Source organism: Domibacillus indicus, from assembly GCF_000970685.1.
GTDB classification, from domain to species: Bacteria; Bacillota; Bacilli; order Bacillales; family Domibacillaceae; genus Domibacillus; species Domibacillus indicus.
This window is the reverse complement of sequence record NZ_LAJB01000003.1, coordinates 236,581-254,626: the sequence shown is the minus strand read 5'-3', so window position 1 is coordinate 254,626 and position 18,046 is coordinate 236,581. Positions and strand designations below refer to the sequence as shown.

General features: G+C 47.0%; 19 protein-coding genes and 1 tRNA gene. 19 read left to right on the top strand and 1 reads right to left on the bottom strand.

Annotated features, from left to right (window positions below):
- The first annotated feature begins 328 nt into the window (after positions 1-328).
- From VP98_RS05625 to VP98_RS05545, 17 genes are all read left to right on the top strand, one after another.
- Positions 329-1,240 (top strand): DUF4003 family protein, encoded by a 912-nt coding sequence (locus VP98_RS05625; RefSeq protein WP_046174369.1) that lies wholly within the window; start codon positions 329-331, stop codon positions 1,238-1,240.
- Positions 1,241-1,427: 187 nt separating this feature from the next.
- Complete coding sequence (locus VP98_RS05620) at positions 1,428-2,609, top strand: ATP phosphoribosyltransferase regulatory subunit (RefSeq protein WP_046174368.1); 1,182 nt, start codon at positions 1,428-1,430, stop codon at positions 2,607-2,609.
- Entirely contained in the window at positions 2,609-3,247 is a 639-nt protein-coding gene (gene hisG / locus VP98_RS05615) for an ATP phosphoribosyltransferase (RefSeq protein ID WP_046174367.1), read from the top strand. Before VP98_RS05620 ends, hisG begins: the two co-directional genes overlap by 1 nt.
- Positions 3,248-3,253: 6 nt before the next feature.
- Positions 3,254-4,519, top strand: a complete 1,266-nt coding sequence (hisD, locus tag VP98_RS05610; RefSeq protein ID WP_046174664.1) for a histidinol dehydrogenase — start codon at positions 3,254-3,256, stop codon at positions 4,517-4,519.
- 19 nt (positions 4,520-4,538) lie between these two features.
- Complete coding sequence (gene hisB, locus VP98_RS05605) at positions 4,539-5,132, top strand: imidazoleglycerol-phosphate dehydratase HisB (protein ID WP_046174366.1); 594 nt, start codon at positions 4,539-4,541, stop codon at positions 5,130-5,132.
- Positions 5,133-5,771, top strand: a complete 639-nt coding sequence (hisH, locus tag VP98_RS05600; protein WP_046174365.1) for an imidazole glycerol phosphate synthase subunit HisH — start codon at positions 5,133-5,135, stop codon at positions 5,769-5,771. It abuts the gene before it with no gap.
- On the top strand, positions 5,768-6,499 hold the full coding sequence (gene hisA, locus VP98_RS05595; protein ID WP_046174364.1) for a 1-(5-phosphoribosyl)-5-[(5-phosphoribosylamino)methylideneamino]imidazole-4-carboxamide isomerase: 732 nt from the start codon (positions 5,768-5,770) through the stop codon (positions 6,497-6,499). The genes hisH and hisA overlap by 4 nt, the downstream gene beginning before the upstream one ends.
- On the top strand, positions 6,496-7,254 hold the full coding sequence (hisF, locus tag VP98_RS05590; protein WP_046174363.1) for an imidazole glycerol phosphate synthase subunit HisF: 759 nt from the start codon (positions 6,496-6,498) through the stop codon (positions 7,252-7,254). Before hisA ends, hisF begins: the two co-directional genes overlap by 4 nt.
- Entirely contained in the window at positions 7,251-7,880 is a 630-nt protein-coding gene (gene hisIE / locus VP98_RS05585) for a bifunctional phosphoribosyl-AMP cyclohydrolase/phosphoribosyl-ATP diphosphatase HisIE (RefSeq protein ID WP_046174362.1), read from the top strand. Before hisF ends, hisIE begins: the two co-directional genes overlap by 4 nt.
- A 102-nt stretch (positions 7,881-7,982) precedes the next feature.
- Complete coding sequence (locus VP98_RS05580) at positions 7,983-9,494, top strand: tetratricopeptide repeat protein (RefSeq protein ID WP_046174361.1); 1,512 nt, start codon at positions 7,983-7,985, stop codon at positions 9,492-9,494.
- Between the two features lie 100 nt (positions 9,495-9,594).
- Positions 9,595-10,548, top strand: a complete 954-nt coding sequence (gene trxB / locus VP98_RS05575) for a thioredoxin-disulfide reductase (RefSeq protein ID WP_046174360.1) — start codon at positions 9,595-9,597, stop codon at positions 10,546-10,548.
- Positions 10,549-10,988: 440 nt separating this feature from the next.
- The gene (locus VP98_RS05570) at positions 10,989-11,447 is read left to right on the top strand and encodes an NUDIX hydrolase (RefSeq protein WP_046174359.1); all 459 of its coding nucleotides are present in this window, start codon (positions 10,989-10,991) and stop codon (positions 11,445-11,447) included.
- A gap of 23 nt (positions 11,448-11,470) precedes the next feature.
- Complete coding sequence (gene rapZ / locus VP98_RS05565) at positions 11,471-12,352, top strand: RNase adapter RapZ (RefSeq protein WP_046174358.1); 882 nt, start codon at positions 11,471-11,473, stop codon at positions 12,350-12,352.
- Positions 12,349-13,311, top strand: a complete 963-nt coding sequence (locus tag VP98_RS05560) for a gluconeogenesis factor YvcK family protein (protein WP_046174357.1) — start codon at positions 12,349-12,351, stop codon at positions 13,309-13,311. The genes rapZ and VP98_RS05560 overlap by 4 nt, the downstream gene beginning before the upstream one ends.
- A 28-nt stretch (positions 13,312-13,339) precedes the next feature.
- Entirely contained in the window at positions 13,340-14,290 is a 951-nt protein-coding gene (gene whiA / locus VP98_RS05555; RefSeq protein WP_046174356.1) for a DNA-binding protein WhiA, read from the top strand.
- A 17-nt stretch (positions 14,291-14,307) separates the two neighbouring features.
- Positions 14,308-14,571 (top strand): HPr family phosphocarrier protein, encoded by a 264-nt coding sequence (locus tag VP98_RS05550; protein WP_046174355.1) that lies wholly within the window; start codon positions 14,308-14,310, stop codon positions 14,569-14,571.
- 619 nt (positions 14,572-15,190) lie between these two features.
- Entirely contained in the window at positions 15,191-15,616 is a 426-nt protein-coding gene (locus VP98_RS05545; RefSeq protein WP_231584124.1) for a GNAT family N-acetyltransferase, read from the top strand.
- Positions 15,617-15,726: 110 nt separating this feature from the next.
- Here VP98_RS05545 and VP98_RS05540 read toward each other — a convergent pair.
- A tRNA-Arg gene (locus tag VP98_RS05540) sits at positions 15,727-15,798 on the bottom strand.
- A gap of 222 nt (positions 15,799-16,020) precedes the next feature.
- Between VP98_RS05540 and clpP the strand changes: the two genes are divergently transcribed.
- Positions 16,021-16,626, top strand: coding sequence for an ATP-dependent Clp endopeptidase proteolytic subunit ClpP (gene clpP / locus VP98_RS05535; RefSeq protein ID WP_046174353.1), 606 nt, complete (start codon positions 16,021-16,023; stop codon positions 16,624-16,626).
- Positions 16,627-16,702: 76 nt separating this feature from the next.
- Entirely contained in the window at positions 16,703-18,037 is a 1,335-nt protein-coding gene (rpoN, locus tag VP98_RS05530) for an RNA polymerase factor sigma-54 (protein WP_231584123.1), read from the top strand.
- The last annotated feature ends 9 nt before the right edge of the window (positions 18,038-18,046 follow it).

Below are 18,046 nucleotides of genomic sequence, written 5' to 3'. Positions count from 1 at the left end.
AGGGTCAGGGGCTACGGGCGGCCGGTTCCGCTTTCCTATGGGGCGAACGCTGAACCAGCCATCGCTTCGCGCTGCCTGTTTCAGCCTGTCCGCTCGTCCCATGGGAGTCTCCACCGGCCACCCTTCGCCCGTTGTTTTTCTGAAAAAGCGGGATTGAAAAGTATGTTTGTTCTTCCCTTTCTTATTCGCAAAAGAAGATCAGCCGGATTAAACCTGGAGATCTTCACAGAATGAGAAGACTGCCTTCACCTATTAGGAGGACGATCCTTATTGAAACTTTTTACAGGTTCATTCGTAGAAAGTAAGAAACAAAAACGGGGGAATGGCAATGAATATAACGATGCTGGAGCAAAATACGGATGTGCTGCGCCGGACAGCGGGAAAATGGATTGATAAGCGTCTTGTTTTATTAACGGCAGCACAGTTTGCCGCCAGACAGAAAGAGATTGACGAAAAAGAATTTATCGAGATGTCGAGCAGGTTAAAAAAATCGGGTTCCGTTTTTTCTCCATTGCGGACCATTCATTTTCCAATGGCGGGCTTGCTTCTATCAGCAGAAAGGGAACAGGACGAGGTGATTGCGGAACTGCAGAGAAAGTATGATACGCTCCGTTCAGCCGGTCTCCGCTCTTCTCCGTATACGTACATTGCCGCTTTTTTGCTGAATCCATCCACGCGGCCCGAACGGATTAAGGAAATTTACACGGAAATGCGGCGGTATCATGCGTTTTTAACCTCTCATGAGGATTATCCGGCCTCTGTTATTATGGCGAACCGTCCGGAAAGCGTAACGGAGCTTGTCGATGCGTCTGAAAGCTATTACCGTTTTTTGAATGAAAATGGCTTTTGGAAAGGAAACGATCTTCAGTTTTTAGCGAATATGCTTGTTATGAATGGCTTATATGAGGAAAATACCGCACAGGCTGTTTTGAATGCAAAAAGGGAATTTGAAAGCAGCGGACTAAAAATAAAAGGAATGCATTATCCTGCTCTTGGCATCGCGGCTTTATCAGGAAATATAAAGGAGTGTGTCGGGGCAGCAATCGAATTAAGGAACTCTCCTGTTTTAAAATGGTCAAAGGATATGGCTGTCACGCTTGCATCGATTTTTGCCTCTCAAGCGATGATTGAATCATCAGCCGGTTTAACAGCAGCTGTTCAAGCGATGATTCAAGCGCAGCAGGCAGTAATGGCAGCTTCAACGGCCGGAGCAGTAACGGCCTCGTCGTCAAGCGGCTGAAACCGGGAATACCCGGTTTTTTTTATGTAATAAAAGCAATAAAGGCTGCAGAGGCTTACACGGTGCCTGCCGGAATACTTTCATTTTTCTTACTTGACGCGAATTGTCAGAAACGTTAAACTACAAATAACTTACCTTTAGTACATTAGCGAACTAAAGCAAAATATATACGATCGGGTGATAAAAGATGTCGAAGCTGTTAATGTTTGAAAAGCCAGTTGGAATGCGGGATACATTGCCGCACATTTATGAAACGAAGCGGAAATTAAAAGAGGCCGCTGAAGGTGCGATGAGAAGCTGGGGATACCGCTTTATTGAGACACCGGCGCTTGAATATTCTGAAACAGTCGGGGAGGCATCGGCTATTTTGGACCGCCAGCTGTTTAAGCTTCTTGACCAGCAGGGGAATACGCTTGTGCTGCGTCCTGACATGACAGCGCCTATTGCACGTGTGGCGGCGGCGAAGCTGTTGAAAGAGCGCGTGCCGCTCCGCCTGGCTTACTCTGCAAACGTCTACCGTGCCCAGCAGCGCGAAGGCGGGCGGGCTGCTGAATTTGAGCAGATCGGTGTTGAAATGATCGGTGATGACACGATTAGTGCAGATGCAGAAGTGATTGCACTGCTTGTATCGGTTATGAAGCAGGCAGGACTCGAAAAATTTCAGATCTCTCTCGGCCATATCCGATTTACAGATGAACTGTTCCGCCAAATTCTAGGAACCGAAGAACGGTCTGAGCAGCTGCGCCGGTTTTTATATGAGAAAAATTATGTTGGCTACCGCGAGCATGTGAAAAACCTGCCGTTATCGTCAATTGATAAACAGCGTCTTCTTCAATTTTTAAGCTTGTCAGGAAGTATAAACTGCCTGGACGAAGCGGCAAAGCTGGTAGAAGGAAGTGCAGGAGCCGAGGCGCTGGATGAACTTAAAACGGTATTCAGCCGCCTGCAGGAATACGGCGTTGACCAGTATGTAACATTTGACCTGCCGCTGGTCAGCCATATGAGCTATTATACAGGCCTTTTATTTGAAGTATACGCAGACGGTGTCGGAGCACCAGTTGGCAACGGCGGCCGCTATGACGACTTGCTTGAGAAATTTGGCCGCCCGGCTGGCGCTACTGGATTTGGCCTTCGTGTTGACTTCCTGCTGGAGGCGCTGGAGCAGCTTGAAGACGAAGCCGGTGTGCACTGCGTTCTGTTCAGCAATGAACGCCGTCTTGAAGCGATACAGGAAGCGCAAAAGCGCCGTGCAGCGGGCGAGTGTGTCCTGCTTCAGGACGTAGCAGGTGTAAAAGATGTTGATAAATTTACTGAGACGTGCAAAAGCGTCACATTTTTTGTTGGAAAAGCAACAGGGGGGAACGCGTAATGTCGATGTTAACCATTGCGATGCCGAAAGGCCGGATATTTGAAGAAGCGGCAGCTCTTATGCAGGAAGCGGGCTATAAGCTTCCGCCAGAGCTGGATGAATCACGCAAATTGATTATTGAAGTGCCGGAGGAAAACATGCGCTTTTTCCTGGCAAAGCCGATGGACGTTGCCACGTATGTTGAACACGGTGTAGCCGATATCGGTATTGCCGGCAAAGATGTCCTTCTGGAGGAAGAGCGCGATGTCTACGAGGTGCTTGATTTGAAAATCAGCCCATGCTACCTCGCCGTGGCAGGGCTTCCTGATACATCGCTCAACGAAGTGGCACCTAGAATTGCCACAAAATATCCAACAGTCGCCTCTGCTTATTTCCGTGAAAAAGGCGAGCAGGTAGAAATCATTAAATTGAATGGTTCCATCGAGCTTGCGCCTTTAATCGGCTTATCTGACCGGATTGTAGACATTGTTTCCACCGGCCAGACCCTGCGCGAAAATGGGCTTGTTGAATATGAAACTATTGTCGGCATCACATCCCGGCTGATTGTCAATCCGGTCAGCTACCGAATGAAAAACGAGGAGATTTCAGCGCTTGTCAGCCGGCTTACGGAGACAATCGAAGAAAAGGCGGTGCAGTAATCGATGATCAAAATCGAACAGGTGACAGAAGGGCTTTCCATTAAGCGGTCTGTTGACGCTGGAACAGAAGAACAGCAGCGCATCGTGTGTGACATTATTCAGGATGTGCGCGAAAACGGAGATCAGGCGCTTTTTGCGTATACGGAAAAGTTTGACGGAGCCAAATTGTACAGCTTAAAAGTAAACCAGGATGAAATCAATGATGCATACGCTGAGCTTGATGACGAGATGATTAAAATTATTCAGGAAGCGGCGGAGAATATAGCCGCTTTTCACGCAAAGCAAAAGCGGGAAACATGGCTTTATACGAATGCGGATGGTTCCATCCTGGGCCAGAAACTGACGCCGCTTGACTCAGCTGGTGTTTACGTGCCGGGCGGTACAGCCGCTTATCCATCCTCTGTTTTAATGAATGTAATGCCGGCAAAAACGGCCGGTGTCGAGCGGATTGTGATGGTTACGCCGCCAGGAAAAGACGGGCGTATTCCGGCGGGTGTTCTTGTCGCAGCTGATATCGCCGGAGTGAAAGACATTTTTAAAGTTGGCGGAGCTCAGGCCGTTGCGGCTCTTGCTTATGGAACTGAATCCATTAAGCCGGTCGACAAAATTACCGGCCCGGGCAATATTTTTGTGGCGCTCGCCAAACGGGAAGTATTCGGAGATGTAGACATTGATATGATTGCCGGCCCAAGCGAAATCGCCGTACTGGCGGATGAGACAGCATCAGCCAGAGAAGTAGCCGCTGATATGCTCTCTCAGGCAGAGCATGACACGCGTGCGTCAGCCGTATTAGTGACAACGTCACAAACGCTTGCCCTGGAAGTGGCGGCTGAAATTGAACGGCAGCTCTCTACATTGCCGCGTGAAAACATTGCCCGGCCATCGATTGAAGAGCACGGCGCTATTTATATTGCATCAACAATGAAAGAAGCGGTGCAGACGATTAACCGCATTGCCCCGGAACACCTGGAGATTATTACAGAAAATGCGCTTGAAAGAGCGAAAGACATTAAGCATGCCGGCGCTATTTTTGTCGGACGCTATTCATCCGAGCCGGTCGGCGACTACTTTGCCGGCCCGAATCACGTACTGCCGACAAATGGCACGGCCCGCTTTTCAAGTCCGCTTACTGTTGATGACTTTATGAAAAAATCGAGCATTATTATGTACAGCAAAGAAGCGTTTGACAGGCACGGCGGCAAGATTGCTGCATTTGCCCGCCTTGAGGGGCTGGAGGCACACGCCCGCGCGATTGAAGCGCGTAAAGAATAAAAGAGGAGAGAGCTGAACAATGGGAAACCGGAATGCAGAATTGCAGCGTTATACAGGCGAAACAAAAATTGATCTTGCGTTTGAAATAGATGGAGAAGGAAAGTCTGATATAAAAACAGGCGTGCCGTTCATGGATCATATGCTCGATTTGTTTACGCGCCACGGCCACTTTGATTTAACGGTAAAAGCAGACGGCGATGTGGAGGTCGACGATCACCATACAACAGAAGACATCGGCATTGTGCTTGGCATGGCGTTAAAAGAAGCACTTGGGGATAAAAAAGGCATTAAACGGTATGGAAATTTCTTTGTGCCAATGGATGATACACTGGCGCAGGTAGTGGTGGACTTAAGCAACCGCCCGCATTTTGAAATTCGCGGAGCGGACTTTCCTTCTCAAAAAGTCGGCACGTTTGACACAGAGCTTGTGCATGAATTTTTATGGAAATTTGCTCTGGAAGCCCGCATAAATCTGCATGTGATCATTCACTATGGGACGAATACGCACCACATGATTGAAGCGGTCTTTAAAGCAATGGCCCGCGCGATTGATGAGGCGGTCACGATTGACCCGCGTGTAAAGGGTGTACCATCAACGAAGGGGATGTTGTAAATGATCGGCATTATCGATTATGGCATGGGCAATCTGTTCAGCGTGTCCAAGGCGCTGGAGCGGATTGGCATCCCTTATATCATTAGTGAATCACCGGAAGAATTAAACAGCACAATAGGCGTTATCCTGCCGGGCGTCGGCGCATTTAAAGATGCAATGGCTCGCCTTCGTGAAAAAGAGCTTGACCAGTTTATTTATCAGTACGTCGAAAGCGGCCGTCCGCTTTTAGGCATTTGCCTCGGAATGCAGCTTTTATTTGAAGAAAGCGAAGAAAACGGCTTGTTTGAAGGCCTTGGACTGTTAAAAGGCCGCATTGTCCGTATTCCGGACCGCGATCAAAGTGGCGACCGGCTGAAGGTGCCGCATATGGGCTGGAACAAGCTGCATTTTCACCAGGATGCGCCTGTACTTGAAGGAATTGAAGACGGCTATGTTTATTTTGTTCATTCGTACTATGCGGATGGAGTGGAGGACAGCGCTCTTCTCGCCAGTGCGGAATACGGGGTGCCGGTACCGGCCGTTGTCGGGCAGGATAACGTATCCGGCATGCAGTTCCACCCGGAAAAAAGCAGTGCAACCGGAATGCAGCTGTTAACAAACTTTGCAAAAGCGATGGAACGATCGGAGGAAATACTATGAGTTTTACAATTTACCCGGCAATCGACATGCGCGGCGGCAAATGCGTCCGCCTTGTGCAGGGAGATTATGACCAGGAAACGGTCTACGGGGATTCACCGTTTGATATGGCAAAATCGTTCGTAGAGCAGGGTGCGGAGTGGATTCATATGGTGGACCTTGACGGTGCAAAGGACGGTCAGCGTGTAAATGACCAGTATGTTATCCAGGCAGCCCGGGAGCTTGATGCAAAAGTCCAGATCGGCGGCGGTATCCGGACGGAGGAAGACGTGAAGCATTATTTGGATAATGGGGTAGACCGGGTTATTATTGGCAGTCTCGCAGTGAAAGAGCCGGAACTTGTTAAGAGCTGGCTTCGTACATATGGAAGTAAAATTGCCATTGGGCTTGATGCGAAAAACGGCTATGTAGCAACCCATGGCTGGCTTGAAACCTCTTCTGTCAAAGCGGTTGACCTTGCAAAGGAATTTGCTGAAGCTGGCGCAGAAACATTTATTTTCACTGATATTGCCAATGACGGCATGCTGTCAGGCCCAAATACGGAAGCAACAGCTGAACTTGCCCGTGCAACCGGCAAAAGTGTTATTGCTTCAGGCGGTGTCAGTTCACTGGATGATCTGCGTGAGCTGGCTGAATGGAAGCAGGATGGACTGTCCGGTGCGATCTGCGGGAAGTCCATTTACACGGGCCGCTTTACCGTTAAAGAAGCGCTGGAGGTGGCAGGCGAATGATGACAAAACGGATTATCCCGTGCCTTGATGTAAAAGAAGGACGGGTTGTCAAAGGCATTCAATTTGTCGAACTGCGTGATGCGGGGGACCCGGTCGAGCTTGCCCGCGTTTATGATGAGCAGGGGGCAGACGAATTAGTTTTCCTGGATATTTCCGCATCAGTGGAAGGAAGAAAAACAATGGTCGATGTTGTCCAGGCCGTGGCTTCAGAGCTGGCGATTCCTTTTACGGTCGGCGGCGGCATTAACGCACTTGAAGACATGAAACGTATTTTACGTGCGGGCGCAGATAAAGTATCATTAAATACAGCGGCTGTAAACAATCCAGATTTAATCAGCGAAGGAGCTGCCTTTTTTGGATCGCAGTGTATTGTCATTGCGATTGATGCAAAATACGATGAATCCATTGGCACATGGCGTGTTTATACACACGGCGGGCGCACACCGACAGAGCGGACAGTCATTGACTGGGCGAAAGAAGCGGTTGAACGCGGAGCCGGTGAAATTTTGCTGACAAGCATGGATGAAGACGGAAGCAAGCAGGGCTTCGATATTGCGCTGACAAAAGCGGTCGGCGAGGCTGTCTCCGTTCCAGTGATTGCTTCAGGCGGCGCAGGGAATGCGGAGCATTTTATGGATGTGTTTACAAAAGCGAAAGCCGATGCAGCGCTTGCCGCTTCTATTTTTCACTATAAAGAAACGGGCGTTGGAGAGGTAAAACAATTTTTGCGAAATGCAGAGGTGAACGTCAGATGATTGACGAAGTGAAATTTGATGAAAAAGGGCTCGTTCCTGCCATTGTGCAGGATGCGACTACGTATGAAGTACTAACGCTCGCTTATATGAACAAAGAATCTCTTCAAAAAACGATGGAAACAGGGGAAACCTGGTTTTACAGCCGGTCCCGCCAGGAACTCTGGAACAAAGGGGCAACAAGCGGAAACAAACAGAAAGTCGTCTCCATGCAGTTTGACTGCGATAAAGATGCCATCGTTGTTAAAGTAGAGCCGGCCGGCCCTGCCTGCCACCGTGGTACAACAAGCTGTTTTGATGAACCGTTTTACGGAGAAGACAGTGCGTCATTGCCATATTCTATTTTGCAGCAGCTGGAGCAGGTGATTGCCGACCGCGAGCAAAATCGTCCGGAAGGGGCATATACGACATACCTGTTTGAAAAAGGTGTCGATAAAATTTTGAAAAAAGTCGGCGAAGAAGCGGCAGAAGTGATCATTGCCGCGAAAAACCGCGACAAGGAAGAGCTTCAATGGGAAGCAGCAGATCTTTTATACCATCTGCTTGTCCTGCTGCGTGAGCAGGATCTGGCGCTGGATGATGTCCTGTCTGTCCTTGCACGCAGACATGAAGGAAAAAACAAAGAGTAATAGAAAGCCGGCCCATTTTTGGTCCGGCTTTTTATCTATTTTTCTGTGAATACGTGTGATATACTACATAAGTTAAACATTTAGAACGCACGGAGGATTTTCATGGAAAATGACTCAATTCGCCGGAAACAAAAAGAGAACATTGTCTCCTTTTTTCCGACAGGAGAGTTTTATTATATAAAAGGAATGAAAGCACTCGAAAAAAGAGAGCTTTTAAAAGCGAAAAAGTATTTTTCGCGGGCAATGGATCTCGAGCCGCTGGAACCCATTATCGCCTGCCAGCTGGCGATTGTAGAAACCGAGCTAGGGCATTATGAACAGTCGAATGGCCTGCTTCATTTCGTACTGGATGATCTTGATCCCCAAATGACGGAATGCCACTATTTTCTGGCAAATAATTATGCGCACCTTGGTTCCTTTAAAGAAGCGTTCCGCCATGCACAGAAGTATTTAGAGTCAGACAAACAGGGCGAATACAAAGAAGATGCCGAGGACCTGCTTGATTTAATCACTCTCGACAGTGAAGAAGCATTTGATGATTTATCAGAGCAGGATGATATGATGGAGATGCAGGAACAATCACGCTATCTGCTTGAAAGCGGTCATTTTGCAAAAGCAGCCTCTCACCTGGAAAAAACAGTGGAAAAATACCCGGACTTTTGGGCAGCCTACAACAATCTTGCCCTGGCGTATTTCTACCTGGGCCAGTCGGAAAAAGCACACAATGTGCTTGAAGATGTGCTGGAACGCAACACCGGCAATCTGCACGCGCTCTGCAACAAAATCGTTTTTTATTTTTATGAAAAGAAGCAGGACTCTCTTAATGATCTAGCGGATAAGCTGGCGAAAATCCAGCCGCTTATTCCGGACCAGCAGTTTAAAATCGGGGCCACGTTTGCTTTAATCGGGCGTTATGAAGAGGCATACCGCTGGCTGAAAAAACTGCAGAAAAGCGGATTCGAAGGAGATACAGGATTTTACTACTGGCTGGCATACGCCGCCCATTATACAGGACGGCCGCAAACAGCAAGGTCTGCCTGGAAGCAGGTTCTCCGGGAAAGTCCGGAAAAAGAAGGTCTTGAGCCGTGGAATTCTGCCAGAGCTGAAAGTGACATAGAGCGCAATCCCGAGGCAATCACCGGATATTTGAATGGGGAGCGCGAAGAAGAGCGTTTGTTTGGAATTTTTTTGCTGTCGCTTGCAGGCGATCATAAAGAAGTGATGACCCATCCTGATTTTTGTGATATTGACCATTTGCAGCCGCATGAAAAAATTTACATGGCTGATATTCTCGGAATGCCGGTGGACAGCTCGCTTTTAACGGAAATGAACACGCGCCTTGCGCATGAAACAGCCCTTGTTCTGTATCGCCATTTTCGGCCGCTTGGTCCGGAGGAAGCGGGCCTGTTTCTTATGTGGTTTTCGGTTTTTCTTGAGCTGCAGTATCAGAAAGCCGCTCTTTCAAAGCCGGCCGGCCTCGCAGCGGCAATGGAATATGTCTGGCGGAAACTGCGCGGGGAATCGTTTAGCCAGGCAGAAGCCGGGGAAAAATACAGTGTATCGGCTTCTACGGTAAGAAAGTATGCGAAGTTTATTCGTGAGCACCTTTTTTGAGCAGAATAATAGACGTAATAACTGAAATTAAGTACGATAAATGTATTATTATAAGAATACGATTAAGGGTATCCATTTTGATGATAAAGGAGAATTTAATATGACGGCTGAAGAAAAAATTTACGATGTCATTATTATCGGTGCCGGGCCTGCGGGCATGACGGCAGCCGTTTATACGTCACGTGCCAACCTTTCCACGTTGATGATTGAGCGCGGCGTTCCGGGCGGACAGATGGCAAATACAGAAGAAGTAGAAAATTATCCGGGGTATGACCATATTTTAGGCCCTGAGCTCTCCACAAAAATGTTCGACCATTCGAAACGATTTGGAGCGGAATATGCGTACGGCGATATTAAATCCATTACCGATGGGAAAGAGTACAAAACAATTGATGCAGGCTCTAAACAATATAAAGCGCGTGCTGTCATTATTACTACAGGCGCCCAATATAAAAAAATCGGGGTTCCAGGCGAAACGGAGCTTGGAGGACGCGGTGTGTCATATTGTGCGGTTTGCGACGGTGCGTTTTTTAAAGAAAAAGATCTTGTCGTTGTCGGCGGCGGCGACTCTGCGGTAGAAGAGGGTGTTTATTTAACGCGCTTCGCGAAAAAGGTGACGATCGTTCACCGTCGTGATGAGCTCCGGGCGCAAAAGATTTTGCAGGACCGTGCATTTGCGAACGATAAAGTTGATTTTATTTGGAGTCATACCGTTAAACAAATCAACGAAAAAGATGGCAAGGTCGGCGGTGTAACCCTTGTTTCAACGAAAAACGGCGAAGAGCGCGAATTCCCGGCTGATGGGGTGTTTATTTATATCGGCATGGTGCCGCTCACTAAACCATTTTTAGACCTTGGCATTACAAATGATGAGGGCTATATTGTAACGAATGAAAAAATGGAAACAAAAATCCCGGGTATTTATGCGGCTGGTGATGTTCGTGAAAAAATGCTTCGCCAGATTGTTACAGCGACAGGCGATGGAAGCATTGCAGCCCAGGCGGCCCAGCATTTTGTTGAAGAGTTAAAAGAAGAAATCGGCGTTAAAGCGTAATCAGATTTTTATATGTTCGTCATCATTTTGAAATATGCGGGTGGTATAGTAGAACTGTAATCAAACTGCCCCCTGCAGCTTTTTTACATGCGTCCGGTGTTTCAAACACCGGGCGCTTTTTTTTATGAGGCCCACAGGATGTGGGTCACGAAGGCGTTGCCACAGGACGTGGCGTTCTAGCTTTTGTTCCTCGGGAGGGTCACGAAGGCGTTGCCACAGGACGTCGCATTCTTAGCCTTTGTTCTTTTATGATTTCCCGGGTCACAAAAGTGCTGCCAGAGGATGCAGCGTTTTTAGCTTTCTTTTGGGGGTTATAAAGATGCTGCAGCATGGTGCAGTTAAGACTTTAATCATAAAAAACACCCGGCAGCGTTGCACTTCTTCCAGTGTAGCTTTATAATAAAGGAAATATCTGTTGGCAGTTTAATGGGGGTGTCATTGTGCAGCGTGTCACAAATTGTGTGTTGATGAGAGATGGACAGGTGCTTTTAATGCAAAAGCCCCGCCGAAACTGGTGGGTGGCGCCCGGTGGAAAAATGGAGCCGGGTGAATCCGTCAGAGATGCGGTCATTCGGGAATACCGGGAGGAAACAGGTCTTTACCTGCGGAATCCGAATGTAAAAGGAATTTTCACATTCATTATTAAAGAAGGCGAAAAAGTAATGGATGAATGGATGATGTTTACTTTTTTCGCCGATCAGGCAGATGGCAGCCCATTAACTGTAACGAGAGAAGGCGACTTGTACTGGAAGCCTGTTGAAGAGTTAAAAGAGCTTCCAATGGCGGAGGGAGACCGTCACTTGCTGGAGTATATGGTGCATGGAACAGGAATTTTATACGGGGCGTTTACCTATACTCCGGATTTTGAATTGATTTCTTACCGTCTTGACCCAAGCTGAACAGAGAGAAAGGAGAATGAATGATGGCGAATGACGTACAGCTTGTTATTATCACAGGCATGTCCGGAGCAGGTAAAACCGTAGCTGTTCAAAGCTTTGAGGACCTTGGCTTTTACTGCATGGATAATTTGCCCCCAACGCTGCTGCAGCCGTTTTTGGCGCTTATGAAGGATTCAGGCCAAAAGCTGAAAAAAGTGGCAATCGTAATGGATATGCGCGGGCGTGAATTTTTTGACCATTTGCAGACAGCACTTGATGAGGCGGCTGAAACGCTGAACACTGCCCCGCGCGTCCTGTTCCTGGATGCAGAGGATGAGGTGCTTGTACGCCGGTATAAAGAGACGCGGCGCACACATCCACTATCGCGAGATGACCGGCCGCTTGACGGCATTCATCAGGAACGCGAGCTTTTAAATGATTTACGCGGCCGGGCCAATATGATTTTAAATACGTCAGAGATGAAGCCTAAAGATTTGCGGGAAAGCATCATGAAAGAATTTTCGCCCAATAAGCAGGCTTCGTTTACAGTAAATGTGATGTCCTTTGGCTTTAAGCATGGCTTGCCGATTGATGCAGACCTTGTTTTTGATGTGCGTTTTTTGCCTAACCCCCATTATATCGAACACATGCGTCCAAGAACCGGCCTGGAGCCTGATGTGTCCGAGTATGTAATGAAATGGAACGATACGCAAAAATTCCTGGAGAAAGTGACGGATTTGCTTGCGTTTATGCTTCCCCATTACAAAATGGAAGGGAAATCGCAGCTTGTAATCGCCATTGGCTGTACGGGAGGCCAGCATCGCTCTGTTGCTTTAGCGGAGTATTTGGCCAACTATTTTAAAGACGGCTACAAAACACGTGTCACTCATCGTGATATCGATAAACGAAAGGCTGCGAAGGCATGACTGCCGCGTCACAGCCGAAAGTAGTCATCATTGGAGGCGGAACCGGCCTGTCCGTTTTGCTGCGGGGACTCAAGCGCCATCCGATTGACTTGACTGCGATTGTCACAGTTGCCGATGATGGGGGCAGTTCAGGAAGGCTGCGGACAGAATTAAATATTCCGCCCCCGGGTGATATTCGAAATGTTCTTGCTGCGCTGTCCGATGTAGAGCCATTGCTTGAATCGTTGTTTCAGCATCGATTTTCAACAAACAATGAATTGTCCGGGCATGCGCTTGGCAATTTGATGATTGCGGCGCTTTCTTCTATTACTGGCGATTTTGGGCATGCCGTGCAGGAGATGAGCAAAGTGTTAAACGTTCGTGGAAAAGTGCTGCCGGCGGCCAATCAAAGTGTGATTCTGCATGCGGAAATGGAAGATGGCACCATTGTTTCGGGAGAATCGAAAATTCCGTATTCGGGCAAAAAAATCCGGCGTGTATTTTTAACGCCTGGCAAAATTGAGCCGCTTCCTGAAACCATCCGTTCGATCCGGGAAGCGGACATGATTATTCTTGGACCGGGAAGTCTCTATACGAGCATTCTTCCAAACTTGCTTGTTCCGGGAATTGGGGAAGAAGTATGCATATCCAGCGCAAAAAAGGTCTATATTTGCAATTTAATGACACAGGCGGGTGAAACACTTGATTTCACTGCCTCGGACCATGTACGGGCTATTTATGATCATATGAAGTGTGCGTTTATGGATACGATATTAGTAAATAAAGAGCCTGTTCCAGCCGACATACAGGAGCTTTACAAGGAAGAAATGGCGAAACCGGTCATTTATGATGTGGATAAATTAAAAGAGCTGGGCCTGGATGCTATTTTTGATGATATTCTCACCTTTGAAAACTCCACAATCCGCCACAATACGGCGAAGGTCGCTGAAATACTAGTACGTCTCATCCCGAAACGGTAAGCGGACATCATGAGAGGAGTAGATAATGATGTCTTTTGCATCAGAAACAAAAAAAGAACTAACAACGATTGATACAGATGGCTGCTGCGCGAAAGCAGAATTATCCGCACTTATTCGAATGAACGGCTCCCTGTCTTTTTCTAACCGGCAGCTTGTCGTAAACATTCAAACAGAAAATGCGGCTATCGCAAGGCGTATTTATGTGTTAATTAAGCGCAATTTCGACGCGGCTGTTGAATTGCTTGTCCGCAAAAAAATGCGTTTGAAAAAAAACAATGTGTATATTGTACGGCTAAAAGAAAACGCTCAGACCATTCTCGATCACCTTGGTATTATTGAAGAAGGATTTTCATTTGTCCATCATATTTCCAGCCGTATTACTGCCAGGGACTGCTGCCGGCGCTCCTATTTACGCGGAGCATTTTTAGCGGGCGGATCCGTCAATAATCCCGAAACGTCTTCTTATCATCTGGAAGTGTTTTCTTTGTATCAGGAGCATAATGAAGCGCTGTGCTCACTGATGAATATGTTTGGCTTAAATGCAAAAACACTGGAACGGAAAAAAGGGTTTATTACGTATTTAAAAGAAGCGGAAAAAATTTCGGATTTCTTTAATATTGCAGGGGCCCATAACGCGCTGATGAGGTTCGAGGATGTCCGGATTGTCCGTGATATGAGAAACTCGGTCAACCGGCTTGTAAACTGTGAAACTGCAAACTTGAATAAAACGATCGGTGCGGCTTTGCGCCAGGTCGAAAATATAAAGTTTATTGATGAAACGGTTGGCCTTGGCATTTTGCCGGACCGGCTGCGTGAGATTGCTGAGCTCCGTGTTCTCCATCAGGATGTGACCTTAAAAGAGCTTGGTGAAATGGTTTCAGGCACTGCGATCAGTAAATCAGGCATCAATCATCGCCTGCGTAAAATAGATGAAATCGCAGACAAACTACGAGCCGGCGAAATGGCTCTGGAAAAATAAAAAAGGAAGTGGCGGACATGGCAGAAAAAACGGTAAGCGTAAAGTTAAAATCCGGTTTACAGGCAAGACCAGCCGCATTATTTGTGCAGGAGGCCAACCGGTTTAATTCGGAAATTTTTCTTGAAAAAGACGGCAAAAAAATTAATGCCAAAAGCATTATGGGAATTATGAGCTTTGCGCTCAGCAACGGAGAAGAAGTAACAATCAGCGCAGAAGGCCGTGACAGCGAAGAAGCTGTTGAAACAATGGCTTCGCTTGTTGAACAGGAAGAATGGTCATAAGAAACGATGAAGCGCCCTGCCATATTGGCGGGGTGCTTTTATGCGGTTAGGAGTCAATCTGATGAACTTAATAAAAAAGGCCTGAAAATACTGTCATTCTTTGAACAACAGAAGTGAAACAACGCTTTTGTCTTCGCCGTTTTCGATCATGTAAGAATTCTTTTTAAAAAGCAGTGTAATGGGCTGCAGGCTGGCGGCTTCGCTTTCCGGCAGGGCGAACGCTGGACCAGCTACCGCTTCACGCTGCCTGTTTCAGTCCGTCCGCTCGTCCTGCGGGAGTCTCCGCAGCCAGCCCTCCGCCCGTTCCGTTTCAGGAAAAAACAAATAATAGGACTTTCTTTCCCGCGAATGCCGCTTTGCTTACCAGGGCTAAGCGCTGTTCCTTTGCGTTTTTTCTGGGGGCCGTATGTAAAGTTATTTGGTCAACTAATTAGTAAATGACATTGTCTACAAGCTGGAAAGAGATAGAGTTTCTTCTTCAATGAACGGGGCAGGAAGGTTCAATAAGATACAGAATATAGGTAATAATCTATTTGAAAGGTGTGAGTGCCGTGGAGTCCGCTAAAAACAATTAAATAGGCGGCAACGTAAAGGTTAACCGCCAATTCCATAAGAAAGTATGATGGTTAATATAACAAACGCAAATTATAAAATCCAAGAACGTATACCATCTGTCTCGGAACACAGGTTTCTATGGGGATCAGTTGGCTGGGGCAATATTAATACAGAAGTATCCAGAGGTTCATTAAATAATTCTCTTTATTGGGTTGTGGCAACAGTCAATGATGAACCTGTTGGAATGGGGCGCATAGTTGGGGATGACATTATGTTTTTTTATATCCAAGATGTAGCTGCTCTACCTGCTTATCAAAATTTAGGGTTAGGAAAAGAAATCCTAAAGTATTTACTTGCTTACATCAAAAAGCGTAACGGAACTTTTGGCGGACTGTTTGCATCAGAAGGTAAAGATGCTTTTTACGAGAAGTTTGGATTTAAAAACCACGCTCCCCATCTGACAGGGATGTTTACCGTATTTGATAATTAATTTTCCTTTTCATCCTGGAGAGTAAAGGGAACAGGCAAAATGTAAGAAAAGAAAGGAAGCAGGACATAATAAAAACCAGCGGCTTTAAAAAAAGCCGCTGGTTTCTGGTACGTCCTCGGCAGGAATCGAACCTGCATTTCAAGCTTCGGAGGCTTGCGTGCTATCCGTTGCACCACGAGGACATGTGATTTACAGTACAATTTAAGATTATAGAGTAAATTTGAAAGAAATGCAATAGCTTTTTTAGAAAATATTCTTGAAAAGAAAAAGCGGCCTGTTTAGCAGGATTTTCGCAGGGGAAAGAAGAAAACGTACAGGACAGAAAGCATAATGTTTGACCTTCATTGACCTTGAATTGTATGATGGTTATACAATACAGTTATTCATTAAGGAGGAAATGCAGTATGAATTTAATTCCTACAGTTATTGAACAAACAAACCGCGGTGAACGCGCGTACGACATTTATTCCCGTTTGCTAAAAGACCGCATCATTATGCTTGGAAGCGGCATTGATGATAATGTGGCAAACTCAATCGTTGCCCAGCTTTTGTTCCTTGAAGCGGAAAACCCGGAGAAAGACATCTCTATCTATATTAACAGCCCTGGCGGCAGCATTACGGCAGGTATGGCGATTTACGATACAATGCAGTTTATTAAGCCGGACGTACAGACAATCTGCATCGGGATGGCTGCATCAATGGGTGCGTTCCTTCTTGCAGCCGGTACAAAAGGCAAGCGCTACGCCCTTCCAAACAGTGAAGTTATGATTCACCAGCCGCTTGGCGGAGCGCAGGGACAGGCGACTGAAATTGAAATCGCCGCAAAACGTATTTTATTCCTTCGCGAAAAATTAAACGGCATCCTGTCTGAGCGTACAGGCCAGCCGCTTGAAGTTATCGCGCGCGACACAGACCGCGACAACTTTATGACAGCAGAACGTGCGAAAGAGTACGGCCTGGTTGATCATATTGTGACACGCAACGAAGTAACAAACAAAGAAGAAAAGTAAGACACCAAAGACCTGCGAAAGCGGGTCTTTTTTTTCATGCCCACAGTCTGTATAATAACAGCAAGGGGGAGATGCGATGAATATGCAGATGAAGCCGGGTCTGTGGCAGCAGCAAACAATGAAGCTTGCGATGACCCAGGAATTAACCCAGGCAATTACACTGCTTCAATACTCGGCGCAAGAGCTGGCGGCATTTCTAGAAACCAAGTCCGCTGAAAACCCATTCATCCAGTTAGAGGCGCCTGATTTGAAAGCGCTTTATAAAAAAGAGCGTTCTCGTTCAAAAGAAGGGCCGCCCGAAGAGAAAAATTGGATTGAGCACATAGCCGATTCTTCTTATACAATAACTGATTACGTGCAGGCGCAATTTCAATTAAAAAAACTGACTGCGGTCCAAAAGCGCATTTTACATTTTTTATTAAATAATATGGACGAAAATGGCTATATGGCCATTGGCCGGAGGGAAGCGGCTGAACTGCTTGGTGAAAGCGAAGGAGAAATCCAGGTAATGCTGAATATGATCAAGTGGATGGAGCCGGCAGGAGTCGGGGCAGGCAGCCTGCAGGAATGCCTGCTTTTGCAAGTGGAGCGGCGGCTGGATGCTCCCTTTTTGGCTGAAGTCATTCTTCGCCGCCATTTTACCGAGTTTGCGAATAAAACGTGGAAGCCGCTCGCCAGGCAGCTTGGCGTGGAGCTGAAGGACATTCAGCAGGCAGCGGACTTTATTAAAACCTTAAACCCAAAGCCCGGTGCTTCCTTTCAGCACAACTCATCCTCCTGTTACGTGCGCCCGGATGTCAGTGTAGCAGTTGCCGGCAATTTTATTGAAGTTCACCTGCTGGATGATGATCTTCCAAAAGTGGTGTTTGAAAAGAAATACTTTAACGAAATGTCTTCCTACGAAGACAAAGAAATAAAGCGGTTCATACGGGAGCAGGAGAAGGATTATCAATGGCTGATGAGAAGTCTTGAACAGCGGCGGCAGACTATCGAGCGTGTGGCTCTTAAAATCGTTGAGAAACAGCGGGCCTTTTTCTTTCAGGGACCGGATGCGCTGCAGCCGCTGACGATGAAAGAAATTGCCGATGAGCTGTCGGTTCATGAATCTACAGTCAGCCGGACAGTACGCGGAAAATACATGCAGACGCCGTTTGGCACCTGTGAGCTGAAATCCTTTTTTCCATCCGGCATGGCAGCTTCTCAAACAACCGGCGAAACGGCTTCTTCTAATCAAGTGAAATCACGTATTCAAACCCTTGTCTCGGCGGAAGATAAGCGAAAGCCCCTCTCAGACCAGGCGATTTGTTCAGCGCTTCTCGAAGAAGGCATAAGCGTTTCAAGAAGAACTGTGGCAAAATATAGAGAACAATTAAATATCCCCTCTTCATCCAAGAGGAGACGATACGAATAAAGGAGAAAA